Source organism: Cellulosimicrobium composti (assembly GCF_010287905.1).
GTDB classification, from domain to species: domain Bacteria; phylum Actinomycetota; class Actinomycetes; order Actinomycetales; family Cellulomonadaceae; genus Cellulosimicrobium; species Cellulosimicrobium composti.
Window position 1 is genome coordinate 69,747 of record NZ_JAAFAN010000009.1, and the last position, 24,955, is coordinate 94,701.

A 24,955-nucleotide genomic window follows, 5' to 3' on the forward strand; every position below is an offset into this window, starting at 1 on the left:
GTGACGCACGCCACACGGAAGCGCCGTCATGGCGGGAGGCGATCGACGTCTCACCGGTGGAAGCGAGGCCGGGGTCCCCCTCCTCGGCGAACGTCTACCTGGAGCACCCATGACCCGCAGCTCGTCCCCCTTCACCTCCGCGAGGCCACGCGGACCGCGTCGGCTGCTCGCCGCGGCCACCGCGGCCGCGCTGGCGCTGTCCGGTGCGCTCGTCGTGGTCGCCGGCCCCTCCGCCGCGCCCGCGTCCGCGGTCCCCGGGCAGTGCCCCGCCCCCGGCGAGATGCCGGGCATCGGGAACCTGCCGCCGAAGTTCACCGACAACAACGTGGCCGTGTACGCGGGGGGCAACTACCTCGCGACGGGCAGCGCCGCCGAGTCCGAGGGCGTGCTGCTCGTGCGCGGCGACGCGACGTTCGACAAGGACCCGGACGGCCTCTTCAACGTCGGGACGGTCGGCGTCGGCTCGCAGATCGCGCCCGACCCCGGCGCGCTCATGCTCGCCGTCGGCGGCGACCTGACGATCGTCGGGACGAACACCGTCCAGGTCGGCGCGGGCCTCACGCCCGGCGGCGCGGTGCAGGTGGGCGGGGCCCTGACGGCTGCCGCAGGCCAGCCCGAGACCCAGGGCGCGCCCGTGACCACCGGCATGGGCCAGGCCGCCGCGATGTCGCCGTTCGCCGACTTCCAGGACGTCATCACCGAGACGTCGGCGACGCTCGGCACGGCGACCGCCACCGGGACGGCGACGCGCGACGGCGGGCGCGTGACCTTCACGAGCACCGACCCGTCGAACGTCACGCTGCAGGCGTTCACGATCGACGCCGCGGACCTCGACGGCGCGTCCGAGTTCTTCTTCGCCGGGATCCCGGCCGACGCGCCCGTCGTGATCAACGTCGTCGGCGGCCCGGTCGCGGTGTCCGCGAACTACGTCGACTACAACGGCGTGCGTGCGGACGACCTCTCGAGCGCCGCGCTCGGCGAGGCCGCGTCGCGCATCCTGTGGAACTTCGTCGACGCCGAGCAGGTCGACATCACCGGGAGCGGCCAGTTCATCGGGTCGATCCTCGCCCCGGCCGCGAGCTCGACGATCACGTCGAGCACGAACGGCCGCGTGTACGTCGGCAACGACCTGACGACGGCCGGCTCCGGCAACGAGCAGCACAACTACCCGTGGATCGGCCCGGGGCCGTTCGACTGCATCGCGGGCAGCGAGGGCGGCTTCTCCGTCGCGAAGCTCGTCGACGGCACCGGCGCGGCCTCCGTCCCGGCCGGCACCGAGTTCACGGTCACGTGGTCCGCGCAGATCCCCGACGGCGTCGTGTACGAGGGCGAGACCAGCGGCACCCTGACGCTGCTCGCCGACGGCACCGTGGTGGACGGGCCGTCCGACCTGCCCGAGGGCACCGTCGTCACGCTCGCCGAGCCGACGCTCCCGGAGCTGCCGGGCATCGCGTGGGGCACGCCCGCGTTCGACCCGTCGGCCGAGATCACGATCGGCGCGGGCTCGACGACCGCCGTCACCCTGACCAACACCGCGACGCTCGCCGTCGGCGGGTTCTCGCTGAGCAAGGCCGTGCAGGGCTCCGGGGCCGGAGCCGTCCCGGGTGACGCGTCGTTCACCGTCGCGTGGACCGCGCAGGTGCCCGACGGCGTCGTCTACGACGGCGCGACCACGGGGACGGTCACCGTCCTCGCGGACGGGACCGTCGCCGACGGCCCGCAGGACCTCCCGGTCGGCACGGTCGTGACGTTCGAGGAGACCGTCTTCCCCGAGGTGCCCGGCATCTCCTGGGGCACGCCCGTGCTCGACCCGTCGAGCGTGACGGTCGGCGACGGGACGAACACGCTCGTCACGGTGACCAACGCCGCCGTGCAGCAGGTCGGCGGCTTCTCGGTCGCGAAGTCGGTCGAGGGCGAGGCGTCCGGCCTGGTCCCGGACGACGCGCAGTTCACGGTCGAGTACTCCTACGAGCTCGACGGCACGACGGTCACGGGCTCGCTGACGGTCCTGGCGGACGGCACGCCGGTGGACGGTCCGCAGAACCTGCCGGTGGGCACGGTCGTGACGTTCATCGAGGTGCAGCTGCCCGAGGTCGAGGGCGTCGTGTGGGGCGCGCCGTCGTTCTCCCCGTCGAGCGTGACGGTGGGTGACGGCGAGAACGCCCTGGTGACCCTGACGAACACCGCGACGGACGCGCCCGCGGGCGGCTTCTCGGTCGCGAAGTCGGTCGAGGGCGAGGCGTCCGGCCTGGTCCCGGACGACGCGCAGTTCACGGTCGAGTACTCCTACGAGCTCGACGGCACGACGGTCACGGGCTCGCTGACGGTCCTGGCGGACGGCACGCCGGTGGACGGTCCGCAGAACCTGCCGGTCGGCACGGTCGTGACGTTCACCGAGGTCGACCTGCCGACCCTCCCCGGCGTCATCTGGGGTGCGCCGCAGATCAGCCCCGAGTCGGTCACCGTGGCGGACGACGTGAACGCCGAGGTCGTCGTGACGAACACCGCGACGCTGCAGGTCGGCGGCTTCCAGGCCGTGAAGGTCGTCGAGGGCACCGGCGCGGGCCGCGTCCCGGCCGGCACGGAGTTCACCGTGGAGTGGACCGCAGAGATCCCCGACGGCATCGTCTACGACGGCGCGACGAGCGGCACGTTCGCGCTGCTCACGGACGGCACCGTGGTCGCGGGCCCGCTGGACCTGCCGATCGGCACGGTCGTCACCTTCGCCGAGCCGGAGATCCCCGAGTTCGACGGCGTCGTGTGGGGCGCCCCGGCGTTCGACCCCGAGACCGTGACCGTCGCCGACGGCCAGGTCGTCACCGTCACGGTGACGAACACCGCGACCGAGCTCTTCGGCACCTTCTCCGTCGAGAAGCAGGTCGCGGGCGAGGCCGCGGGGCTCGTCCCCGACGGCACCGAGTTCACGGTCACGTGGACGGCGCAGCTCCCCGCGGGCACGTCGTACGAGGGCCCGTCGACCGGTGAGGTCGTCGTCGCCGCCGGCGGTGGTGCGGTCGACGCGGGCGTGAGCCTGCCGCTCGGCACGGTCGTGACGTTCGCCGAGACCACGCTGCCCGACGTCGACGGCGTCGTGTGGGGCACCCCCACGTTCGAGCCCGCCTCGATCACCCTCACGTCGACCAGCGAGACCGCCGAGGTCGTCGTGACCAACGACGCGACCACGGCACCCGCGGGCGGGTTCTCCGTCGCGAAGGCGCTCACGGGCGAGGGAGCGTCGCTCGTCCCCGCCGACACCGCGTTCACCGTCGAGTACGCGTACGACCTCGACGGCACCCCGGTCACGGGGACGCTCACGGTCCTCGCGGACGGCACCGTCGTCGACGGCCCGCAGAACCTCCCGGTCGGCACGGTCGTCACCTTCACGGAGACGAACCTGCCGGACGTGCCGGGCGTCGTGTGGGGCGCCCCGGTCTTCAGCCCGGAGAGCGTCACCGTCGCCGACGGCGAGAACGTGCTCGTCACCCTGACGAACACCGCGCAGGACGGCCGGACCGGCGGCTTCTCGGTCGCCAAGGACGTCGTCGGCGGCGCCGCGGCCTCCGTCCCGGGTGACGCGCAGTTCACGGTCGAGTACTCCTACGAGCTCGAGGGCGTGCCGACCACGGGGACGCTCGTCGTCACCGCGGACGGGACCGTCGTCGACGGCCCGCAGAACCTTGCGGTCGGGACGGTCGTGACGTTCGCCGAGACCGTCCGGCCCACCGTGCCGGGCGTGGCGTGGGGCGCCGCGGAGTTCAGCCCGCAGTCCGTGACCGTCGGCGACGGCGAGAACACGCTCGTCACGCTGACGAACACGGCCGACGTCGCCGCGGGCGGGTTCTCCGTCCACAAGGTCGTCACGGGCGAGGCGAAGGGCACGGTCCCCGCGGACACGACGTTCACCGTCGCGTACGAGTACACGGTCGGCGACCAGGCCGTCACGGGCACGCTCGCGCTGCGCGCCGACGGGACCGTCGTCGACGGGCCGCAGGGCCTGCCGCACGGCACGGTCGTGACGCTGCGCGAGGTCGACCTCCCGGCGGTCGCGGGTGTCGACTGGGGCACGCCGTACTTCACGGTCGACGGCGAGAAGGTCACCACGGTGACCGTGGTCGGCGGCGGGTCGGTCGGCGTGACGCTGACCAACACGGCGACGTCCGCCGGCGGCGGGCTCGCGACGACGGGCGCGAGCACGGCCCTGTTCGCGGGCCTCGGCGCGCTGCTCGTCGTGGGCGGAGCCGCGCTGCTCGTGGTGACGAGGCGCCGCCGCAGCGCCTGACGCGCCGGTCGGCCGGGTCCCTCCGGCCGCACGGCGACGGGCCGGTCACCTCCGCGCGGAGGTGACCGGCCCGTCGTCGTGCGGGGACCGCTCAGTCGCGGCCGGCGAGCGTCCCGAGCGCCTTCGTCCACAGGGCACGGGCGCGCTCCGCGCGCTCGGCCGACTCGATGTTGCGCTCGTCGACGCGCACGCGCGTGCCGGAGTCGTCGGGCTCGAGCGTGATCGCGATGTCGTGATAGCTCTCCGGCACGTCCGGCAGGCCCATCGTCGGGGAGAAGTGCGTGAAGTGCAGCAGGCGCGGGCGGTCGACGGCGACGACCGTGCCCCAGTCCGCGAACTCGCGCCCCATGTAGTGGCCCTCGAACGTGATGGCGCTCCCCGGGACGAAGTCGCTCTCGACGTTCATGCCCAGCATCCAGCGGGCGCTCGGGTGCATCAGCTCGGCCCACACGACCTGCGGCGGCCGGCCGACGTGGACCTCGACGGACGTGCTGTGCTCGGTGAGAGTGGGGTCGGACATGTGCGTACCTCCGTGCTGCGTGCTGGTCTGGGGCCGACGCTAGACCCTCCGGGCGGGTCCGGCAGCCGGTAGGTTCGGCGGGTGACCCGACTCGTGCTCGTCCACGGCCGCGACAACCAGGGGCTCGACGCCGAGCAGCTCGACCGCACCTGGGTCACCGCGTTGGACGCGGGCCTCGCGGCCGCCGGGTCCGACCTGCGCCTGCGCGACGAGGACACGTCGTTCGTGTTCTACGGCGACGCGCTCGCCGGCCTCGTCGCGGGCGACGCGGCACCACCCCCGGTCACGGTCCACGCCGCCGACGACCCCGCCGGAGGGGCCGGACCCGTGCTGCCCGACGACGAGCTCGCGTTCGTCGCGGACGTCGCCGAGGAGGTGCTGCGCGCGGCCGGGGCCGACGTGCCCGTCCGCGCGGAGGGCTCGGGCCTGGGCGGCGGAGCCGCGTGGGTCAACCTGCTGCTGTCCGCGCTCGACCGTTCCGTGCCCGGGCTCAGCGCCGCCGTCGTCGTGCTGCTCGCCCGCGACGTCTGGGCGTACCTGCACGACCCGGACGTGCGCACCGTGCTGGACGACGCGCTCGCCGCCGCGCTGGCGACCGACGGGCCGGCCGTCGTCGTCGCGCACTCGCTCGGGTCGGTCGTCGCCTACGGGGTGCTCCGCGAGCACCCGGCCGCGGGGCGGTGGGACGTGCCCCTGCTGCTCACGCTCGGGTCGCCGCTCGCCGTCCGCGCGATCCGCGACGTGCTCGCGGCGCGCGCCCCGCTGCGCGTCCCGGCGCCGGTGCGGCGCTGGGTCGCCGTCCGGGACCGGCGCGACGCGCTCGCGCTGCACGGTCTCGGCCCGGACGCGTTCCCGCTCCGGCCGCCGGCGCCGCCGGTCGAGGAGCTCGTCGTCGCGAACGCCGCCCCCGGCCACCACGCGGCGGCCGTCGTGCTCGACGACGGCCGGCCCGCCGGCTACCTCGCGGTGCCCGAGGTCGCGCGCACCGTCGCGGACGCGCTCGACGCCTGACGCAAGGCCGTCGTCACGCACGCCCGGGTGGCAGCGCGGCGGTCAGGCGACGCCGTGCAGGCGCGCGTGCAGGGCCCGGACCTCGACCTCGAGCTCGTACGCGGGGCCGCGCACGACGACGCCGGGCGCGACCTCGCCGATCGCGAGCGGCCGCACGGGCCCGGGCGCCACGCCCCACTCCTCGAGCCAGCCGAGCAGCTGCGTCGTGCTCGCGGCGTAGACGATCGGGCCGAGGCCGACCCACGCGTGCGCGGCGCTGCACATCGCGCAGTGCTCGCCCGACGTGTAGACGACGGCGCCGCGGCGCTCCTCGGGGGTGAGGTGCGTGGCGGCCCAGCGGGCGATCTCGAATTCGGGGTGGCGGGTCGCGTCACCGCCCTGCACGCGGTTGCGGTCCTCGAACCGCACGACCCCGTCGGCGTCGACGAGGACGGAGCCGAACGGCTCGTCGCCGTCGTCGAGCGCCTCACGGGCGAGCTCGACGCAGCGGCGCAGGTGCACGAGGTCGTCAGGGGTGGGTGGCGTCACGGGAGTCATGGCGCCATCCTCGCCCGGTCAGAGCCCGACCGCGAGGGTGCGGTGCACGTCCGCGACGAACCCGTCCACGTCCTCGGGCGTCGTGTCCCACGCGCACATCCAGCGCACCTCGACGCGCTCGGGCGTCTCGCCCGGCCCCCAGTCGTAGAAGCGGTGGCGCTCGCGCAGGCGCGCGACGGCGGCGCGCGGGAGCGTCGCGAACACCGCGTTGACGAGCGTGGGCTGGGTGAGCGCGAGGCCGGGGGCGTCGGCGAGACCGGCGCGCAGCCGCGCGGCCATCGCGTTGGCGTGCCGCGCGTTGCGCAGCCACAGCTCGTCGAGGTGCGCGGCGTCGTCGACCTCCGCGACGGCGTCGCCCACGGGCTCGAACAGCGCGAGGAGCTGCGCGGAGACGTAGCGCATCTTCGACGCGAGCTGCATCGTCGCCTTGCGCACGAACTCCACGCCGTCGACGGCCGAGGGGTCGAGCACGACGACCGCCTCGCCGAGCGCGAGGCCGTTCTTGGTCCCGCCGAACGACAGGACGTCCACGCCCGCGTCCGACGTCAGCGCGCGCAGCGGCACGTCGAGCGCCGCGGCGGCGTTCGCGAGGCGCGACCCGTCGAGGTGCACGCGCATCCCGTGCGCGTGCGCGGCGTCGGCGACCTCCCGGATCTCCGCGGGGGTGTAGAGCGTGCCGAGCTCGGTCGACTGCGTGAGCGAGACGACGAGCGGCTGGGCGCGGTGCGGGTCGCCGAGGTCGCCCGCGAACCGCTCGACGGCGTCGGGGCCGATCTTCCCGTCGGGCGCGGGGACCGCGAGGACCTTGACGCCGCCGACCCGCTCGGGCGCGCCGTTCTCGTCGGTGTTGAGGTGCGCGTGCTCGGACGCGACGACGCCGCCCCACCGGGGCAGCATCGCCATGAGCGCGACGACGTTCGCCCCCGTCCCCGTGAGGACCGGCCAGGCGGTCGCGTCCGCGCCGAACCGCTCCCGCACGGCGTCCTGCAGGCGGGCCGTCCACGGGTCCTCGCCGTAGGAGATCGCGTGCCCGGCGCTCGCCGCCGCGAGCGCGGCGAGGACGTCGGGGTGGGCGGGGGAGTAGTTGTCCGAGGCGAACGAGGTCACGGCCCCAGGGTAGGACGCGCGCCCGGACGCGCCCGACGGTGCCCGCGGCGGGCGAGCGAGCCGAGCCGTGCCTAGCGTCGGAGGGGAACGCAGACGGAATCCCGAGCAGCGTCGCGAGCAGCACGGAGGTGCAGCCATGACCACGAACTCCCACGACCCCGTCGACCCGGACCGTCGCACCGACCCGGGCGGACCGGTCGAGCCGGCGCGACCGGCCGAGCCGACGGTCGCGCCGCCCAAGTCGCCGGGGCCGCCCGCGGACCCCTCGGAGCCGCCGCACGACCCGAGCCACGCGGACCCGGTGCCGGGCGAGCCGCGCCCGTCCGACCCCGACTCGCCGCCCGACTGGCCCTCGTCGCCGGGCCGACCGGTCGGCCCGGACGAGCCCAGCCACGACGACTGACGTGCGGCGCACGGCCCGGGCGCGTGCGGCTCACAGGAGCCGGCGCGACCCCGGGTGCGTGACGCGCAGCCACCGGTAGCCGTAGCCGTCGAGCCGGACCTCGGCCTTCCCGTCGGGGTCCGGCTCGACGTCGTCCGCGTCGAGCAGGTCGACGAGGCGCGCGCCCTCGGGCAGCTCGCCGAGCGCGAGCGGGACCACGACCGGGTCCGGCGAGAGGTTGTGGAGCGTGACCATCGACGCCTCCTGCCACGTGCTGCGCAGCGCGAGGACCGACGCCTCGGGCTGGTCGAGCACGTCGACGTCGCCCCACCCGAGCTCGGGGCACTCGCGGTAGCGGTGCGCGAGCAGGCGCACGAACGTCAGCAGCGAGTCGGGGTCGCGCCGCTGGTCCGCGACGTTGACGTGCTCGGGCGCGTACCCGTCCCCGGGGACCGGCCCGGACAGGCGGCGCGCGGGCGCGCGCGAGAACCCGCCGTTCGGCCCCGACGTCCACTGCATCGGCGTCCGCACGGCGAGCCGGCCGTCGGCTGCGAGGTTCTCGCCCATGCCGATCTCCTCGCCGTAGAAGAGCACCGGGGTGCCCGGGAGCGCGAAGAGCAGCGAGTACACCATCCGCACGTGGCGCGGGTCGCCACCGAGCATCGGCGGGAGCCGGCGCCGCAGGCCGCGGCCGTAGAGCTGCATGTCCTCCTCGGGCCCGAACGCGGCGAAGACCTCCTGGCGCTCGTCCTCGGACAGCTTGTCGAGCGTGAGCTCGTCGTGGTTGCGCACGAACGTCGCCCACTGCGCGTCGTGCGGGATCGGGGGCCGCGCCTCGAGCGACGCGGCGAGGGGCCCGGCGTCGTGCCGCGCGAGGGACAGGTACATCGCCTGCATGCCGTTGAAGTCGAACTGGAGGGTGAGCTCGGAGCTCGACGGGCCGGACTCGCTCCCGTCGCCCTCCCCGTCGTCGCCGAAGTACAGGCGCTGCTCGGCGAACGGCAGGTTGACCTCGCCCATGAGGATCGAGTCGCCCGTGCGGCGCGAGAGGAACGAGCGCAGCGCGCGCAGGAAGTCGTGCGGGTCCTCGATCTCGTCCGACGGGTTCGCCGCCGCGTCGCCGAGGAAGAACGGGACGGCGTCGACGCGGAACCCCGACAGGCCGAGCTGGACCCAGTAGCCCATCGACTTCGCGATCGCGTCGCGGACCAGCGGGTTCGCCGTGTTGAGGTCCGGCATGTGGCGGTAGAACCGGTGCCGGTACCACTCGCCGGTGCGGTCGTCCTTCGTCCAGATGCCGCCCTCCTGGTCGGGGAAGATCACCTCGTCCTTCGTCGGCGGCGGCTTGTCGGCGCGCCACACGTAGAAGTCGCGGTACGGGTCGTCCGTGCTCGACCGCGACGCCGTGAACCACGGGTGCCGGTCCGACGTGTGGTTCACGACGAGGTCCGCGATGACGCGGATGCCGCGGTCGTTCGCGGTCCTGATCAGCTCGACGAGGTCGCCCACGTCGCCGAGCCGCGGGTCGACGCCGAGGAAGTCGGTGATGTCGTAGCCGTCGTCGCGGTCCGCGGTCGGGTAGAACGGCATGAGCCACAGGCACGTGACCCCGAGGTCGGCCAGGTGGTCGAGGCGCTGCACGAGCCCCGCGAAGTCGCCGATCCCGTCGTCGTCCCAGTCCATGAACGTCTCGACGTCGAGGCAGTAGATCACCGCGTTCTTCCACCACAGGTCGCCGGTGTCGCTGATCCTCATGCCGCACCCCCGCCGGTCGTGGTGGCCGACCGCAGGAGCGGCAGGAGCGTCTCGCCCGCGGCGTCGAGGAACGCGTCCTGCTGCTGCCCCACGTGGTGCAGGTACACCTCGTCGAACCCGCACGCCGCGAGCTCGGCGACGCGGTCGGCGAACCGCTGCGCGTCGTGCTCGACGAGGACCGTCCCGCGCACCTCCTCCGGGCGCACGAGGTCCGCGACGGCGTCGAACTGCTCGGGCGTCTCCAGGTGCCAGCTCACGCTGGGTGGCAGCAGGTTGGAGCGCCACTGGTCGTGCGCGACGGCGAACGCGGCCTCGTCGTCGTCGCCCCACGCGACGTGCACCTGGAGCGCGAGCGGTCCGCGCCCGCCCGCGTCGCGGTACTCGCCGACGACGCGGCGCAGCGCCTCGACCGGCTGGTTCACCGTCACGAGGCCGTCCGCCCAGTCCGCGTGGCGGCGCGCCGTCGCCGGGGTGACCGCCGGGCCGACGAGGCGCGGGACGACGTCGGGCAGCGACCAGACCCGGGCCCGGTCCACGGTGACGTGCCCGTGGTGCGTGACCTCCTCGCCGGCGAGGAGCGCGCGGATCACGCCGACGCACTCGCGCAGCCGCTCGTCGCGCTCGGCCTTCGTGGGCCACCGGTCGCCCGTGACGTGCTCGTTCATCGCCTCGCCCGAGCCGAGCGCGGCCCAGAACCGGCCGGGGAACATCGACCCGAGCGTCGCGACCGCCTGCGCGACGACCGCCGGGTGGTAGCGCTGGCCCGGGGCCGTCACGACGCCGAACGGCAGGCCGGTCGTGGCGAGCGCCGCGCCGAGCCACGACCACGAGTGCCCCGACTCGCCCTGCCGCACGCTCCACGGCGCGAGGTGGTCGGAGCACATCGCGACGTCGAACCCCACCTCCTCGGCACGCCGTGCGGCGCGGAGGAGCGGGCCCGGGGGGATCTGCTCGTGGGACGCGTGGAAGCCGAGGGAGACCATCTCGCCAGTGAACCGAGGCTTCGTCGACCACGCGCGCGGAGGAGGGGGAACGGTGGAGGGTCGGTGGGCGGTCCGGGGCGGCTCCCGGATCCGGGTGCGAGGCCCCTACGCTGGCGTGGTGCGCCTGCTGACCTGGACGTTCGCCGCCTACCTCGCCGCGGTCCTCGTCGTGACCCTGTGGCCGTCGCCGCAGTCGACCGACGCCCCCGGCTGGGCGACCGCGACGCTCGGCTTCCTGCAGGGCCTCGGGATCCCGATCACGCTGCCCGTCCTCGAGGCGCTCGCGAACGTCGTCATGTTCGGCCCGTTCGGCCTGCTCGGCGTGCCGCTCGCGCGCGGCGCGGGTGCCCGACGACGCGGGGTCGCGCCCGGTCCGTGGCGGACCGCGGCGCTCGTGACCCTCGCGGGGTGCGCGCTCTCGGTCGCGATCGAGCTCACGCAGCACCTGCTGCCGGGCCGCGTCCCGACCGTCCAGGACGTCGTCATGAACACCGCGGGCGCGTTCCTCGGCGCGGCGCTCGTCGCGCTCGCGGTCGTCGCCGCGTCGGCGCGCCGCCGCGTGGTCGCCGGCGTCGCGTGACCGGCGGTCTCAGCCCACGTCGCCGTCGACGTAGTACCAGCGGTCGCCCTCGCGCACGAACCGGCTCACCTCGTGGAGCCGTCCGCGGTCGGTGCGGTCGGTGCGTGAGCGGTGGTGCGCGACGAACTCGACGACGCCCGCGGCGTCGAACGGGCCGCCCGCATCGGTCCGCAGCACGTCGAGCCGGCGCCACTCGAGGTCGTCGTCGAGGTCGAGGTCCGCCGGACGGGTCGACGTGTGCCACGTCGCGTGCAGGTAGGCGGCGTCACCCACGGCGAAGGCGCTGTAGCGCGAGCGCATGAGCGCCTCGGCGGTCGGCGCCCACGGGCCGGGCGCGGCGCCGTCCGCCCCGGTGCGCATCCCGGCGTGGTACCGGCCGCAGCACGCGCCGTACGCGTCGCCGGACAGGCAGGGGCAGCGCGCGTCGTCGGTCAGCGGGCCGGTCACGACGCCTCCCGGGCGCGGCCCGGCCCGCCGGCCCCGTCGTCCGGCTCCCGGCCCTCCGCGGACGTCCCGCGCGAGCGCTCGACCGACTCCTGGATCGTGCGCGAGACCGACTCGAGCCGGGCGAGGCCGTCGGGGCCGAGGGGCTCGAACACCAGCTCGCGCAGGAGCGCGGTGTGCCCGCGGACCGCGCGCAGGAGCGCGCGGCGGCCCGGGTTGGTGAGCCCGATCCAGGTGCCGCGCGCGTCGTCGACGCACTCGCCGCGCTCGACGAGGCCGCGCTCGCCCATGCGGCGCACGAGGTGCGAGACGCGGCTGCGCTCCCAGCACAGCGCGGCGGCGAGCTCGCCGGTGCGCAGCGTGCGGTCGCGCGCGGAGTGCAGCGCCAACAGGGCCTCGAACTCGGCCTCGGAGAGGTCGGCGTCGTCCCGGAGCCCGGCGGCCAGGGCCCGGTCCAGCGCTGTGCGCATCGCGACGTAGGCGTCCCACGCCGCGCGCTCGGCGTCGTCGAGGATCGGGTGGCCCGTCATGGGGACGATCCTAGCCGCGATAGGTGACACATCACCGAGCACGAGCTAGGGGTGACGCATCACCAACTTTGGTGACACGTCACTCTTTCTGGAGGAACCATGTCCTCGACCCTGCGCATCGCGATCCTCGTCGGGAGCACGCGCACCGGGCGCAACGGCGAGGGGGTCGCGCGCTGGGTGCTCGACCGCGCGTCGCGGCGCACCGACGCGACGTTCGAGCTCGTCGACCTCGCCGACCACCCCCTGCCGCACCTCGACGAGGCGCTCCCGCCCCGGATGCAGCAGTACGAGAACCCGCTCGTGTGGGAGTGGTCGCGCGTGATCGACGGCTACGACGGCTACGTCGTCGTGACCCCCGAGTACAACCACGCGCCGCCCGCCGTGCTGAAGAACGCGATGGACTGGCTCTACCACGAGTGGACCGACAAGGCCGTGGGCTTCGTCGGCTACGGCGCGCAGGGCGGCGCGCGCGCCGTCGAGCAGCTGCGGCTCGTCGCGGGCGAGCTGCGCCTCGCCGACGTGCGCACCGCCGTCGGGCTGTCGCTCTACGACGACTTCGAGGAGTTCCGCACGCTCGCGCCGCGCGAGCGGCACGCGCGCGACCTCGACGCGACCCTCGACGAGGTCGTCGCGTGGAGCGGCGCGCTCGCGACCGTGCGCGCGGCGAGGGCCGTCAGCGCCGCCTGACGCCGCGGAGTCCGCGCACGACCGCGCCCGCCCACCGGGAGGTGAGCGGGCGCCGTCGTGCCGTGCCTCACCCGGGCGCAGGTCCCGGGCGGGGGCGCGTCAGTCCTGCGGGTCCCACGGACCCCAGCGGTCGCCGGGCTCCTGGTTCCGCGTCCACCACCTCGCGGTGTACGTCGTGCCCTCGTGGGTCACGGTGTCGCCCTGGACGTACACGCGGCTCGGCTTCCACGACCCGACGCCGTTCGAGTCGACCCCCGCGATCTCCTCCCACGGGCCCCACGGGTCACCGGGCGTCTGGCCCTGGGTCCACCACTGCGCACGCCACACGGAGCCCGCGTACGTGACGGTCTCCCCGCCCTGGTAGGTGGCACCCTTCGACCAGGCCGCCGGCTCGTCGTACGTCGGCTGGGCCTGCGGGTTGAGCTCGTCCGCGACGACCGACCGCGCCGCGTTCGTGAGCGGGTCGTCGAGCAGCAGGACGTCGAGACCCTGCTGGATGTCGTTCGAGATGATCGCGCCGTTGTACCAGTACGCCGACCACGAGCCGCCGAGGATCAGCCGCTCGGAGGACAGCGGGCCGCGGTCGAACCACGCGATCTCGACAGGGTTGGCCGAGTCCGTGAAGTCCCACACGGAGATGCCGCCCTGGTACCAGGCCTGGACCATGATGTCGCGGCCCGGGACGGGGATGAGCGAACCGTTGTGCGCGACGCAGTTCTCCGTCGCGGCCTGCTCGCGGTCGATCTTGTAGTAGCTCTTGAACACGAGCTCGCCGTCCACGATGTCGTAGATCGCGTCGGCGCCCTTCTCCGGCCCGGTCGCCGCGTTGCACGTGGGCGCGCCGCCGCCGCCGAGCTCGTCGGTGAAGACGACCTTGGTGCCCGCGTTGTTGAACGTCGCCGAGTGCCAGAACGCGAAGTTCGTCGTGTCGCGCACGACCTCGGTGACCACCGGGTGCGCGCGGTCGGAGATGTCCATGAGGATGCCGTCGCCCATGCACGCGCCCGCCGCGAGGTCCTTCGACGGGTAGGTCGTGATGTCGTGGCAGCCCGACGTCGTGCTCGACCCGTTGCCGCCCGGGTTGCCGCCGTCCGGGAAGAGGACGGGCGTCGAGACGAGAGCGGCCGACGCCGGGTCGTCGAGCGGGATCTGCACGACCGAGATCAGGTCGTGCGGCGGCTGGCAGTCGGGGAAGGCCGCGTTCGGGCTGTACGACGACACGTAGACGAACAGCTCCTCGCCGTCCTTCGACGGCGCGAGCGAGTGCGTGTGCGAGCCGCACTGCGTCTCGACCGACGCCACGTACTGCGGCGACGTCGGCTCGGAGATGTCGAAGACCTTGATGCCCTCCCACGACTCCTTGATCGCCGCGCTCTGGGCGACGTTGTCGCACGAGTCGTTGCTGCGCGACGAGTCGGTGCTGAGGACCAGGAGGTCCCCGTAGACGGAGATGTCGTTCTGCGAGCCCGGGCAGACGACCTGGGCGACCTGCTGCGGGGCGGTCGGGTTCGCGACGTCGTACACCGTGAACCCGCCGTAGTTGCCGGCGAAGGCGTAGCGGCCCTGGAACGCGAGGTCGCTGCTGTACTGGCCCTCGGGGGCGAACTCGCCGTTCTTCGGGATGTTGGCGACGTGGGTGAGGTTCGGGCTGCCCGCGACCTCGCCGGGTGCCAGGACGTCGGTGGCCTGGGCGAGCGGGGCGAGGCGCTGGGCGGGGAGGTCCGGGAGCGAGCCGGCGGCCTGCCCGGTGAGCGCGGCCACCGCCTCGGGAGAGCCGTCGGACGGCTCGGCGGACGCCGCCGTGGCGAGCGCGAGCGAACCGGCGGAGAGGGTGACGGCCACGGACGAGGCGAGCAGGACCCGGCGTCGTTGCCGGTGTGACTTCCGGTGCGTCGTTCGATGCACGGGGGAAACACCTCCTTGGTAGTGTTCTGCGAATTCTGACCGGGAGGTGTGATCTGTACCACCCAAACCGGGCGGATTCCGGAGACTTTTTACACGGAGGGAACGGAGCGGGTGCAGAGTTTTCCTCGTCGTAACGCAACCCGGCGGGCCGCCGCCCGCGCCCTGACCTGCGGCGTCGTCGCGCTCGCCGTCTCGCTCGGCGCCGCGGCGTGCACCGCGGACCCGGCCCCGACCTCGACGCCGTCCAGCGTCGTCGTGCAGCCCGGGCGACCGGGCGAGGACGCGACGACCGTCGCCCCGGAGGACTACGAGGCGTCGCCCGAGGGGGACACCTGGAACCGCGCCGACGTCGCGTTCGTGACGGGCATGATCGAGCACCACCTCCAGGCGCTCGAGATCGCGGCGCTCGCGCCCGAGCGCGCGGAGTCGGACGCCGTGCGCGCGTTCGCCGAGCGCGTCACCGCCGCGCAGGGGCCGGAGGTCCACGCGCTCGCGTCGTGGCTCCAGGCGCGCGACCTCGCCGTGCCGGAGGGCGTCGAGGGCGCCGGCGGGACGGGCCCGCGCGCGCCCGACGGCGCGGACCACGAGCACGGCGACGGCGTGGCCGGGATGCTCTCCGCCGAGCAGCTCGACGCGCTCGAGGCGGCGCGCGGCGCGGAGTTCGACCGCCTCTTCCTCGAGGGGATGATCCAGCACCACGAGGGCGCGCTCGCGATGGTCGACGTCGTGCTCGTCGAGGGCCAGGACCTCGCCGCGAACGAGATCGCCGCCGAGACGGGGGCGGGGCAGGGCGGCGAGATCGAGCGCATGCGCGACCTCCTCGACGCGCTCTGACGCGCGAGCCCGCTCCCGGCGGGCGCAGAGCCGTGGCCCGTCCCCGCCGGGGACGGGCCACAGCCGTGCGCTCGGGCGGTCAGCAGTAGAGGTTCGCGCCCGTCGTCGTGCCGAGGATCTGCGCGAAGTGCTGGAACGCGGTCACGCGCGACTGGACCTGGGCGGGGTTGCCGCCGTTGCACTCGATCGAGCCGTTGATCGAGCGGATCGACTCGCCGAAGCCCGCCCCGGAGACGATCGCCTGGTGGCCGGACATCGTGCCCGCGCCGGACTGCGTGTTCCAGAACCACAGCCCCGTCTTCCACGCGACCGCCGAGTCCTGCTCGACGAGGTACGGGTTGTTGAGCAGGTCGATGCCGAGCGCGTCCCCGGCCGCCTTGTAGTTGTAGTTCCAGCTCAGCTGGACCGGTCCCTTGCCGTAGTACGCGCTCTGGCCCGCGGGGCAGCCGTACGGCTGGGAGGCGTCGCAGTAGTGCGGGTAGTTCGCGGTGTTGATCTCCTTGACGTAGACCAGGCCGCCCGTCTCGTGGTTGACGTTCGCGAGGAACGCGGCTGCCTCGCGCTTGGCGACCTCGGTGCCGCCCGTCGTCGCGAAGCCCGGGTACGCGGACAGCGCGTCGACGAGGCCCTGGTACGTGTAGAACGGGTTCCGGTTCGGGAACATCTGGTTGAACTGCGCCTCGGAGACGACGAAGCCCGTCGAGGTGCCGGGGTCGCCCGGCCCGCCCGGATCGCCCGGGTCGGTCGTGCCGCCGCCGCACGCGCCCTGGGAGCGCCACACGCCCCACTCGCCGGTGGTGCCGGGCGTCTCGCCCTGCGTCCACCAGCCGGCCTGCCAGTTCTGGCCGCCGTGCGAGACGACGGCGCCGCCGAGGTAGACGGCGCTCGCGCTCCACGCCGGCGCGCACGTCGCGGCGTGCGCCTGGCGGACGGGACCGGCCACCGTCCAGGAGAGCGCTCCCACAAGCGCGAGCAGAACGGCCAGGAGCAGGGCGGCCGGGCGGGACGCGGGCCGCAGGGCCACGGCGGGCGCCGCGGGGGAGGGCGCCGGAGCTCGGGTGTGCATCGGTGCACCTTTCGTCGAGGGTCGGGTCGCGTCGAGCCTGGGCGCGGCGCCCCCGCGTGGACAACCCCCGTACGCGGAACCCCGTAGGCGTGGGAGCGCGCGGTCCGGTCGAGGCGCGACGTCAGGCCGGTCCGCGCCCGACGACGTCGGTCGCGGCGTGCGGGGTTGACGCACCGGGCGACGGATGCGAGAGTGGCGCCAACCCGGAAACGTTTCCAGGCGGAACGACGCCGGAAATCTGGAAACGTTTCCAGACCGAGGACTTCGACGACGAGGTGGACGACAGTGACGTCATCACGCGCCACGCTGATCCAGGTGGCACAGCGGGCCGGGGTCTCCCTGGCCTCGACGTCCCGCGCGCTGCACGGGACGGGCGCGAGCCCGGCGATGGTCGAGCGCGTGCGCGCGGCCGCGACCGAGCTCGGCTACAGCCCCGACGCGATCGGGCGGTCCCTGCGCCTGAAGAAGACCTTCCAGGTCGCGTTCGCGGTCGCGGACATCGGCAACCCCGTCTACGTCGAGATGATGACCGCGATCCACGAGGTCCTCGCGCCCCACGGCTACCGCGTCGTCGTCATGACCACGGGGGACACGACGACGTCCACGGCCGAGCTCGTGCGCAGCCTGTCCAGCGGGTTCGTCGACGCGATGATCCTCAGCCCGCTGCGCACGGACGACGCGCTCGTCGAGGAGATCCGGCAGGCGTCCGTGCCCGTCGTCGTCATCGGCCGCACCCTCGCGGACCGCGGCATCGACTCCGTCTCGACCGACTCCGCGGGCGGCATCGGCGAGGCCGTGCGGCACCTGCTCGGCCTCGGCCGTCGCCGCCTCACGTTCCTCAACGGCCCGCTCGACACGACGCCCGGTGAGGCGCGCCAGCGCGGCTTCGACGCCGCGACGCGCACCGACGGGTTCACGGGCGAGCGGGCGGACGCCGTCGTCGCGGCCGACTTCACCGTGGCCGCGGGCCTCGCCGCGACGCGCGCCCTGCTCGACGCGGCCGACGGCGACGCCCGACCGGACGCGATCGTCGCCGCGAACGACCTGCTCGCGATCGGCGCCGTCCGGGCCGTCCGCGAGCGCGGGCTGGCCGTCCCGCAGGACGTCGCGGTCACCGGGATGGACGACACCGAGATCGGCCGCGTGTTCCAGCCGAGCCTCACGAGCGTGTCGCTCGGATCGACCGAGCGAGGGCGCGCCGCGGCGCAGCTCGTGGTCGACCTCGTCGACGGCGACGCGCAGCCGGGCCGGCACATGGCCGTCGGGCCGCGGCTCGTCGTGCGCGAGTCGACCGACCCCGCCGCGGGCGACGGCGTCTCGGCCGGCACCCCGGACGACGGCACGGGAGGTGGGCACCGATGAGCACCCCGACCCTCGCGGGCGACCCGCACGCCGCGGCAGCGCGCCGCCCCGACCGCGGGTCGCCGCGCCGGACCGGCGGCATGGCCCGCGCCAAGCGGCGTGAGGCGATCGCGCTCGTCATGCCGTCGCTGCTGCCGATCCTCGTGCTCAGCGTCGCGCCGCTCGTCATGGGCGTCGCGCTCGCGTTCACCGACGCGCGCCTCGTGCGGCACCCGGACTACCAGTTCGTGGGCGTCGACAACTTCGTGCGCCTCGCGGACAACTCGTTCTTCTGGGACTCCTTCCGGATCGGCATGGTCTGGGCCGTCTCGGTGACGCTGCTCCAGCTCGTCGCGGCGATGGGCCTCGCGCTCCTGCTCAACTCGGGCCTGCGGCTCCAGGGGCTCACGCGCGTCCTCGCGCTCATCCCGTGGGCGATGCCGCCCGTCGTCGTGGCGATCATGTGGCAGATGATCTACTCGCCCAACGCCGGGCCGCTCAACGCGTTCCTCGGCGCGCTCGGGCTCCCGGACGACATCAACTGGCTCGCGGACTTCTCGACCGCGCTGCCCGCGGTGATCGTCGTGGGGGTGTGGGTCGGCATGCCGCAGACCACGGTGACGCTCCTCGCGGGGCTCCAGCAGATCCCGGGCGAGCTGCACGAGGCGGCGGCGATGGACGGCGCGGGCGCGTGGCGGCGGTTCACCGCGGTGACGCTCCCGAGCCTGCGACCGATCATCACGTCGATCACGTCGCTGAACTTCATCTGGAACTTCAACTCGTTCTCGCTGGTCTACGTGCTCACCGAGGGCGGGCCGGGCGGCCGGACGATGCTGCCGATGCTGTTCACGTACCTCGAGGCGTTCAAGAACCGGAACATCGGCTACGCCGCCGCGATGGGCGTGGTGCTCGTGATCGTCGTCGTCCTCCTGCTCGCGATCTACCTGCGGTCGCAGTTCCGCACCGAGAAGGAGAGCTGACCCGTGCGCGCACTCGTCCGCCCGGCCCAGTACGTGGCCCTGGCCTTCTACATCGTCTTCCTCGGCTTCCCGCTGCTCTGGCTGATCTCGGCGTCGCTCAAGTCGTCGGGCGAGCTCAACTCGCTCACGGTGAGCCTGATCCCGCAGGACGTGCACTGGGACAACTACTCCCAGGCGCTCGCACGGCAGGGTCTCGTGCGCTCGGCGTGGAACAGCGCCGTCGTCGCGCTCGTCTCGACCGCGCTCGTCATCGTCATCGCGCTGCCCGCGTCGTACGTGCTGGCCCGGCTGCGGGGCAAGATCCGCGCCGCGGGCGTCGGCTGGATCCTCGTGAGCCAGGTGTTCCCGGTGATCCTCATCATCCTGCCGCTGTTCCTCATCCTGCGGACCATCGGGCTCACCGACTCCCTCGTCGGCCTCACGCTCGTCCACACCACGTACACGCTGCCGTTCGCGCTGTGGATGATGCAGGGCTACGTGGCCGCCATCCCCGTCGACCTCGAGGAGGCGGGGTCGATGGACGGCGCGAACCGGTTCACCGTCCTGCGCACCATCGTCTTCCCGCTGCTCATGCCGGGCATCGTGGCGACGGCGATGTTCAGCTTCGTGTCCTCGTGGAACGAGTTCTTCTTCGCGCTCGTGCTGCTCCAGTCGCCCGAGAACTACACGCTGCCCATCACGCTGAAGATGTTCATCGGCGGCGAGGGCAAGGTGGCGCTCGGCCCGCTCGCCGCGGGCTCCGTGCTCGCGGCCATCCCCAGCATCGTCTTCTTCTCGATCATGCAGAAGAAGCTCACCGGCGGCCTGCTCTCGGGCGCGGTGAAGGGCTGACCGTGACCCCTTCCACGCCCGGTCCCGCCCCCAGGCTCTCTCGACCCCACCCCCACCCGAAAGGTAGAACCATGAAGACTCGTGGTGCGTCCATCGCCGCATGCCTCACGATCACGACCCTGCTCGTCGCCTCCTGCTCGAGCGGGGGCGGCAGCGGGGACGACGGCGCCGACGGCGGCCCGGTGACCCTGACGTTCCAGTCCCTCTCGGACCAGCCCGCCGCGATCGAGGCGACCGAGAAGATCGTCGCCGACTGGAACGAGGCGAACCCCGACGTCCAGGTCGAGATCGTGCCCGCGGGCTGGGACGGGATCTACGACAAGCTCATCACGCAGTTCAACGGCGGCGCCGCGCCGGACATCATCCACTACGAGGCGGCGAGCATCGTGCCGTTCGCCGTGGACGGCTACCTCGCGGACCTGTCCGAGTACATGTCGGACGAGAAGCGCGCCGACATCCCCGAGGGCATCCTCGACTCCGTGACGGTCGACGACCAGGTCATCGCGTACCCGACCGAGCTCCAGTCCTACATGGTGTTCGCCAACCGGACGATGCTCGAGGACGCCGGCGTGGAGATCCCCACGGGCGAGACCATGACGTGGGACGAGCTGCGCGAGATCGCGCAGGCCACGACGAAGGACGGCGCGTACGGCCTCGGCTGGGGCCTCGCGAGCCCGACGGCCGCGTTCATGGCGATGGCCCCCGGCTTCGGCGGCGAGTACTTCGAGGGCACGGGCGCCGACGCGAGCATCACCATCGGCGAGGGCGAGATGGCCCTGCCCGAGCTCGTCGACACGATGGCGCACACCGACAACACCGTGCTCCCCGTGACGCTCACGCAGTCCGGCTCCGAGACGCTCGCGTCGTTCTACGCGGGCCAGGTCGCCATGACGATCCAGGGCTCCTACCAGGCGGCGAACATCGCGAACGACGCGCCCGAGGGCTTCGACTGGGTCGTGCTGCCGCCGCTCGAGGGCCCCGACGGCGCCGAGCAGGCCGCCAACCCGCAGACGCTCTCGGTGAACATCGACTCCGAGCACGTCGAGGAGGCCGCGGAGTTCATCGACTTCTTCACGGACACCGACAACCTCGCCGCGCTCAACGAGGCGGACGCGCTCATCCCGGCGACGACGTCGGCGCAGGAGGCCATGGCCTCCTCCCTCGGCGACGAGAACGGCTGGTCGACGATCCTCTCGTCCGGGCAGTACCTCACGTCGGCGCCGTACCTGTTCGTCGACGCGTACGCGCAGTGGAAGGACACCGTCGCGACGCCCGCGTACCAGAAGTTCCTCGCCCAGGAGATCGACGCCGACCAGCTCGCGAGCGAGCTCGAGGCGGGCTGGGACGAGATCACGAAGTAGCGGCTCGGGCGCCCGCCGCGACACCGCGGCGAGCGCCGAGCAGCAGCGGCCGGGGCGGCCGCGCACGCGACCGCCCCGGCCCCGAAGCGCGACCCGCACGGGTCGCACCGGGCGCGAGAGCGCCGAGAGAGATCGACAGGGAGTGGACCGTGACCTGGCTGGACGACCGAGCGGTGGCCGTGATCACCGGAGCGGCGGTGGGGGACGCGCTGGGGGGCGCCACCGAGGGCTGGACCCCCGAGCAGATCGAGGAGCGCCACGGCGGGCGCGTCACCGGGATCGTGGGGCCCTGGTACCCGAACTGGCAGGAGGCGCGTCCGATCGCGCCCTACCACAAGGGTGACGGGCACGTCACGGACGACACCCTCATGACGCGCGCGCTCGTCGAGGTGTACGCGAAGCGCCGCGACCACCTCGACGCGTACGCGATGGCCGAGGACCTCGTGCCGCTCATGATCGGCGAGCCGCGCTGGATCCCCGAGCTCGAGTCGACCGCGCTCCTGCTGCAGCGCGTGTTCCTCGCCGAGAAGTGGATCGTCGCGCGCCTGCACTACGGGCACGTCGACCCGCGCGAGGCCGGCGTCGGGAACGTCGTGAACTGCGGCGCCGCGATGTACGTCGCGCCGGTGGGCCTCGCGAACGCCGGCGACCCGCGCGGCGCGTACGCCGAGGCGATCGACCTCACCGGCGCGCACCAGTCGAGCTACGGCCGCGAGGCCGCGGGCGTGTTCGCGGCCATGGTCGCCGCGTCGGTCGCACCCGGGGCGACGGTCGACGACGTCGTGCACGCCGCGCTCGACGTCGCCCACGACGGCACCGCGGCCGCGCTGCGCGCCGTCGTCGAGGCGTTCGACGGCTGGACGACGGCGCCCACCACGGACGAGGAGGAGCGCGCCCTCGCGCGGCTGATCCGCGACACGGTCGCGCCGTTCGACTCCGTCGGGCCCGCGTACCGGCAGATGTCGATGGACGCGCGCCGCCCGTCGCGCACCAAGTCGATCGAGGAGCTGCCCGCCGCGCTCGGGTTCGTGCTCGGGCACCGCGGCGACTTCCGCGGCGCGGTCCTCGGCGCCGTGAACTACGGCCGCGACGCCGACTCCATCGCCGTCATGGCCGGCGCGGTGTGCGCCGGGCTCGGGGGGACGGCCGTCGTGCCGGACGAGTGGCTCGACGCGATCGAGGAGGCGAGCCGCATGGACATCCGCGAGACCGGGCGCCTCATGGCGTCCGCCGCGGCCGACATCCTGCGCGCCGACCGCGAGCGCGCGACGGCCCGCCTGCGCGGGCTCGCCGAGCTCGGCTCGGCCACGGTCGACGAGGCCGCGGTCGACGGGGCCTCGACGCCCGACGGCGCGGCGCGGGCCGCGCGGGCGGGGGACCCGGCGTGAGGCTCACGTGGGCCCAGCCCGAGGACCTGCTCGCGCACGAGCTCGTCCAGGCGGCGGCCGAGGGCAAGGACGCGGCGGCGCTCGCGGACGTGCGCGAGCGGTGGGCCGCCGCGGGGGGCGACCCCGTCGCCGCGGTGAGCGGCGCCGGCCCGGTTCCCGCGACCCCGGCGCTGCGCGCGCTCGCGCGCGACCTGCTCGTCGAGCTCGACGCGCTGCCCGCCGCGCCCGCGCCGCACGAGCCCGACGACTGGGACGCGATCCTCGCGACGCTCCCGGCCGCGCCCGCACTGCCCACGGCCGGTCCCGCGTACGGCGACCGCGTGCTCGGCGCGTGGACGGGCCGCGCGGCGGGCTGCCTGCTCGGCAAGCCCGTGGAGAAGATCCCGCGCGCGGGCATCGAGGAGATCCTGCGCGCGACGGGCCGGTGGCCGCTCGACCGCTGGTTCACCGCCGTCGGGCTGCCCGACGACGTCGCCGCGCGCTGGCCGTGGAACAAGCGCAGCGCCCCGACGTCGCTCGAGGAGAACATCGACGGGATGCCCGAGGACGACGACCTCAACTACCCGATCCTCGCGCTCGCCCTGCTGGAGAAGCACGGGCGCGGCTTCACGACGGACGACGTCGCGCAGCTCTGGCTCGACGCGCTGCCCGCGGGCCGCGTGTTCACGGCCGAGCGCGCCGCGTACCGCAACGTGCTGGATGCGCGGCCGGTACCCGAGACCGCGACGCACCACAACCCGTTCCGGGAGTGGATCGGCGCGCTCATCCGCACGGACGTGCTCGGCTGGGTCTCGCCCGGCGACGTGCGTGAGGCGGCACGGCTCGCGTGGATGGACGCGCGGCTGAGCCACACGCGCAACGGCGTGTACGGCGCGATGTGGGCGGCCGCGCTCGCGTCGGCCGCGACGGTCTGCGAGACGGTGGACGAGGTGCTCGACGCCGCGGACGCCGTCGTGCCGCCGGGCAGCCGCCTGGCGGCCGCGATCCGGCTCGGGCGGGACGCGGGCCGCGACGGCGACGCGTCGGAGGCGGGCGTGCGCGCCGGGCTCGACACGATCCACGCCGCGTACGGCGACCTGCACTGGGTGCACGTGCTCAACAACGCCGCGGTGATCGCGTACGCGCTCACCGCGGGTCGCGGGCCGGACGGGCGCGGCGACTTCGGCGCGAGCGTCGCGATCGCCGTCACCGCGGGCTGGGACACCGACTCCGCGGGGGCGACGGTCGGCGGCGTGGTGGGTGCGCTGCAGGGCGTCGAGGGCATCGGCCAGCGGTGGACGCGCCCGCTCGACGGCCACATCGCGACCTCGCTGCCCGGCGGCGAGCAGAGGATCGTGGACCTCGCGGCGCGGACGGTCGCGCTCGCGATCGGTGCCGGGGACGCGGCGCAGGGAACGGTGCAGGGAGCGGAGGCGCGCGCATGAGCACGGACGGGACGCAGGGCGGCACGGTGCCGCGCACGGGCCAGGTCGTCGTCGTGGGGTCCGCGAACGTCGACCTCGTCGTCGACGTGCCCCGGCACCCCGGCGGCGGCGAGACGATCCTCGGCGGCGACCTGCGCCGCAACCCCGGCGGCAAGGGCGCGAACCAGGCCGTCGGCGCGGCGCGCGCGGGCGGTGCCGGGACGACGTTCGTCGGCGCCCTCGGGCACGACGACGCCGCCGACCTCCTGCTCGCGTCGCTCGACGGCGCGGGCGTGCGGACCGACCTCGTCGAGCGCGTCGACGTCCCGACCGGGACCGCGCTCATCACCGTCTCGCCCGACGGCGAGAACGCGATCGTCGTCGCACCCGGGGCCAACTCGCACGTGCGCGTCGGCGCGGCGCAGGCCGCGCGGATCGCGGCTGCGGACGTCGTGCTCGCCCAGCTCGAGATCCCGCTCGACGTCGTCCGCGCGGCCGCGGCCGCGCGCCGTCCCGCAGCGCTCCTGGTGCTCAACGCGGCGCCGTCGCGCGACCTGCCGCGCGACGTCTGGGACGCGATCGACGTGCTCGTCGTCAACGAGCACGAGGCGGCGGACCTGGCCGGCGCGACGGGTGACGCCGACCCGAGCACGCTCGCGGCGCTGCTGCTGGAGCGCGTGCCGGCCGTCGTCGTGACGCTCGGACGAGAGGGCGGCCTCGTGGCGGAGCGTCGTGCCGACGGCCCGCTGCTCACGACCGTCCCCGCGACCCCGGTCGAGGCCGTCGACACGACCGGCGCGGGCGACACGTTCTGCGGCGTCCTCGCCGCGGCGCTCGCGCGCGGCGCGGACCTACCCGACGCCGCGCGCCTCGCCGCCGCCGCGGGCGCGCTCGCGGTGACCCGGCCCGGGGCGCAGGACGCGGTGCCCGACGCGGCCGACGTCGTCGCGCTCGCACAGCGGACCGCGCACCCGGCGCCCCAGGCCTGACCAACCCGCACGACCGAGCGCGGGCCCCGGCCCGCCGAGGGA

Annotated in this window: 22 protein-coding genes; 13 read left to right on the forward strand and 9 right to left on the reverse strand. The window is 74.3% G+C overall.

Translation table 11 applies throughout. The features are described from left to right. The first annotated feature begins 109 nt into the window (after positions 1-109). Entirely contained in the window at positions 110-4,279 is a 4,170-nt protein-coding gene (locus tag GYH36_RS04420; protein WP_162289208.1) for a DUF5979 domain-containing protein, read from the forward strand. A 91-nt stretch (positions 4,280-4,370) separates the two neighbouring features. Here the strand turns inward: GYH36_RS04420 and GYH36_RS04425 are convergent, their stop codons facing one another. After that, entirely contained in the window at positions 4,371-4,799 is a 429-nt protein-coding gene (locus GYH36_RS04425; protein WP_155098306.1) for an SRPBCC family protein, read from the reverse strand. 81 nt (positions 4,800-4,880) lie between these two features. Here GYH36_RS04425 and GYH36_RS04430 point away from each other — a divergent pair, with 81 nt between their 5' ends. After that, entirely contained in the window at positions 4,881-5,810 is a 930-nt protein-coding gene (locus GYH36_RS04430) for a hypothetical protein (protein WP_151192023.1), read from the forward strand. A gap of 42 nt (positions 5,811-5,852) precedes the next feature. On the opposite strand, the gene GYH36_RS04435 is transcribed toward GYH36_RS04430, so the two are convergent. Further along, positions 5,853-6,347 (reverse strand): nucleoside deaminase, encoded by a 495-nt coding sequence (locus GYH36_RS04435; protein ID WP_162289209.1) that lies wholly within the window; start codon positions 6,345-6,347, stop codon positions 5,853-5,855. Positions 6,348-6,365: 18 nt separating this feature from the next. Next, the gene (locus tag GYH36_RS04440) at positions 6,366-7,454 is read right to left on the reverse strand and encodes a threonine aldolase family protein (RefSeq protein WP_312028507.1); all 1,089 of its coding nucleotides are present in this window, start codon (positions 7,452-7,454) and stop codon (positions 6,366-6,368) included. Between the two features lie 136 nt (positions 7,455-7,590). On the opposite strand from GYH36_RS04440, the gene GYH36_RS04445 reads away from it, so the two are divergent. Beyond that, positions 7,591-7,857, forward strand: a complete 267-nt coding sequence (locus tag GYH36_RS04445) for a hypothetical protein (protein ID WP_162289211.1) — start codon at positions 7,591-7,593, stop codon at positions 7,855-7,857. A 30-nt stretch (positions 7,858-7,887) separates the two neighbouring features. On the opposite strand, the gene GYH36_RS04450 is transcribed toward GYH36_RS04445, so the two are convergent. Together GYH36_RS04450 and GYH36_RS04455 are read right to left on the reverse strand one after the other, a co-directional pair. Further along, on the reverse strand, positions 7,888-9,591 hold the full coding sequence (locus GYH36_RS04450; RefSeq protein ID WP_162289212.1) for an alpha-amylase family protein: 1,704 nt from the start codon (positions 9,589-9,591) through the stop codon (positions 7,888-7,890). Beyond that, positions 9,588-10,574, reverse strand: coding sequence for a TIGR03885 family FMN-dependent LLM class oxidoreductase (locus tag GYH36_RS04455; RefSeq protein ID WP_024841393.1), 987 nt, complete (start codon positions 10,572-10,574; stop codon positions 9,588-9,590). The genes GYH36_RS04450 and GYH36_RS04455 overlap by 4 nt, the downstream gene beginning before the upstream one ends. Before the next feature lie 118 nt (positions 10,575-10,692). Between GYH36_RS04455 and GYH36_RS04460 the strand changes: the two genes are divergently transcribed. Further along, positions 10,693-11,154: a VanZ family protein gene (locus GYH36_RS04460; RefSeq protein WP_155098301.1), complete on the forward strand. Its 462-nt coding sequence runs from the start codon at positions 10,693-10,695 to the stop codon at positions 11,152-11,154. Positions 11,155-11,163: 9 nt separating this feature from the next. On the opposite strand, the gene GYH36_RS04465 is transcribed toward GYH36_RS04460, so the two are convergent. Further along, positions 11,164-11,601 (reverse strand): YchJ family protein, encoded by a 438-nt coding sequence (locus tag GYH36_RS04465; RefSeq protein ID WP_231492870.1) that lies wholly within the window; start codon positions 11,599-11,601, stop codon positions 11,164-11,166. Continuing rightward, positions 11,598-12,128 carry a MarR family winged helix-turn-helix transcriptional regulator gene (locus GYH36_RS04470; RefSeq protein ID WP_024841396.1) on the reverse strand — a complete coding sequence of 177 codons (531 nt, stop codon included), beginning with the start codon at positions 12,126-12,128 and terminating at the stop codon, positions 11,598-11,600. The genes GYH36_RS04465 and GYH36_RS04470 overlap by 4 nt, the downstream gene beginning before the upstream one ends. Before the next feature lie 99 nt (positions 12,129-12,227). Between GYH36_RS04470 and GYH36_RS04475 the strand changes: the two genes are divergently transcribed. Next, complete coding sequence (locus GYH36_RS04475) at positions 12,228-12,815, forward strand: NADPH-dependent FMN reductase (protein WP_034604839.1); 588 nt, start codon at positions 12,228-12,230, stop codon at positions 12,813-12,815. A gap of 99 nt (positions 12,816-12,914) precedes the next feature. On the opposite strand, the gene GYH36_RS04480 is transcribed toward GYH36_RS04475, so the two are convergent. Next, positions 12,915-14,657, reverse strand: coding sequence for a carbohydrate-binding protein (locus tag GYH36_RS04480; protein WP_024841398.1), 1,743 nt, complete (start codon positions 14,655-14,657; stop codon positions 12,915-12,917). Between the two features lie 174 nt (positions 14,658-14,831). Here GYH36_RS04480 and GYH36_RS19540 point away from each other — a divergent pair, with 174 nt between their 5' ends. Next, positions 14,832-15,554 carry a DUF305 domain-containing protein gene (locus tag GYH36_RS19540; RefSeq protein WP_024841399.1) on the forward strand — a complete coding sequence of 241 codons (723 nt, stop codon included), beginning with the start codon at positions 14,832-14,834 and terminating at the stop codon, positions 15,552-15,554. 79 nt (positions 15,555-15,633) lie between these two features. Here the strand turns inward: GYH36_RS19540 and GYH36_RS04490 are convergent, their stop codons facing one another. Next, positions 15,634-16,620 carry a glycoside hydrolase family 19 protein gene (locus GYH36_RS04490; RefSeq protein WP_162289213.1) on the reverse strand — a complete coding sequence of 329 codons (987 nt, stop codon included), beginning with the start codon at positions 16,618-16,620 and terminating at the stop codon, positions 15,634-15,636. A 285-nt stretch (positions 16,621-16,905) separates the two neighbouring features. On the opposite strand from GYH36_RS04490, the gene GYH36_RS04495 reads away from it, so the two are divergent. From GYH36_RS04495 to GYH36_RS04525, 7 genes are all read left to right on the forward strand, one after another. Further along, positions 16,906-17,982 carry a LacI family DNA-binding transcriptional regulator gene (locus GYH36_RS04495; RefSeq protein ID WP_024841401.1) on the forward strand — a complete coding sequence of 359 codons (1,077 nt, stop codon included), beginning with the start codon at positions 16,906-16,908 and terminating at the stop codon, positions 17,980-17,982. Continuing rightward, positions 17,979-18,941: a carbohydrate ABC transporter permease gene (locus GYH36_RS04500; protein ID WP_246209179.1), complete on the forward strand. Its 963-nt coding sequence runs from the start codon at positions 17,979-17,981 to the stop codon at positions 18,939-18,941. Before GYH36_RS04495 ends, GYH36_RS04500 begins: the two co-directional genes overlap by 4 nt. 3 nt (positions 18,942-18,944) lie before the next feature. Beyond that, positions 18,945-19,772, forward strand: coding sequence for a carbohydrate ABC transporter permease (locus tag GYH36_RS04505; protein WP_162289214.1), 828 nt, complete (start codon positions 18,945-18,947; stop codon positions 19,770-19,772). 71 nt (positions 19,773-19,843) lie between these two features. Continuing rightward, positions 19,844-21,133, forward strand: coding sequence for an ABC transporter substrate-binding protein (locus GYH36_RS04510; protein WP_162289215.1), 1,290 nt, complete (start codon positions 19,844-19,846; stop codon positions 21,131-21,133). Between the two features lie 149 nt (positions 21,134-21,282). Further along, positions 21,283-22,521, forward strand: a complete 1,239-nt coding sequence (locus tag GYH36_RS04515; protein WP_312028508.1) for an ADP-ribosylglycohydrolase family protein — start codon at positions 21,283-21,285, stop codon at positions 22,519-22,521. After that, the gene (locus tag GYH36_RS04520; protein WP_162289216.1) at positions 22,518-23,945 is read left to right on the forward strand and encodes an ADP-ribosylglycohydrolase family protein; all 1,428 of its coding nucleotides are present in this window, start codon (positions 22,518-22,520) and stop codon (positions 23,943-23,945) included. The genes GYH36_RS04515 and GYH36_RS04520 overlap by 4 nt, the downstream gene beginning before the upstream one ends. After that, entirely contained in the window at positions 23,942-24,913 is a 972-nt protein-coding gene (locus GYH36_RS04525) for a ribokinase (protein ID WP_162289217.1), read from the forward strand. Before GYH36_RS04520 ends, GYH36_RS04525 begins: the two co-directional genes overlap by 4 nt. The last annotated feature ends 42 nt before the right edge of the window (positions 24,914-24,955 follow it).

Bases quoted from the DNA above. Each gene is read 5' to 3' on its own strand.
- GYH36_RS04475 (WP_034604839.1), top strand. From the start codon at position 12,228: ATGTCCTCGACCCTGCGCATCGCGATCCTCGTCGGGAGCACGCGCACC.
- GYH36_RS04450 (WP_162289212.1), bottom strand. From the start codon at position 9,591: ATGAGGATCAGCGACACCGGCGACCTGTGGTGGAAGAACGCGGTGATC.
- GYH36_RS04435 (WP_162289209.1), bottom strand. From the start codon at position 6,347: ATGACTCCCGTGACGCCACCCACCCCTGACGACCTCGTGCACCTGCGC.
- GYH36_RS04490 (WP_162289213.1), bottom strand. From the start codon at position 16,620: ATGCACACCCGAGCTCCGGCGCCCTCCCCCGCGGCGCCCGCCGTGGCC.
- GYH36_RS04510 (WP_162289215.1), top strand. From the start codon at position 19,844: ATGAAGACTCGTGGTGCGTCCATCGCCGCATGCCTCACGATCACGACC.
- GYH36_RS04500 (WP_246209179.1), top strand. From the start codon at position 17,979: ATGAGCACCCCGACCCTCGCGGGCGACCCGCACGCCGCGGCAGCGCGC.
- GYH36_RS04420 (WP_162289208.1), top strand. From the start codon at position 110: ATGACCCGCAGCTCGTCCCCCTTCACCTCCGCGAGGCCACGCGGACCG.
- GYH36_RS04525 (WP_162289217.1), top strand. From the start codon at position 23,942: ATGAGCACGGACGGGACGCAGGGCGGCACGGTGCCGCGCACGGGCCAG.
- GYH36_RS04455 (WP_024841393.1), bottom strand. From the start codon at position 10,574: ATGGTCTCCCTCGGCTTCCACGCGTCCCACGAGCAGATCCCCCCGGGC.
- GYH36_RS04445 (WP_162289211.1), top strand. From the start codon at position 7,591: ATGACCACGAACTCCCACGACCCCGTCGACCCGGACCGTCGCACCGAC.
- GYH36_RS04470 (WP_024841396.1), bottom strand. From the start codon at position 12,128: ATGACGGGCCACCCGATCCTCGACGACGCCGAGCGCGCGGCGTGGGAC.
- GYH36_RS04425 (WP_155098306.1), bottom strand. From the start codon at position 4,799: ATGTCCGACCCCACTCTCACCGAGCACAGCACGTCCGTCGAGGTCCAC.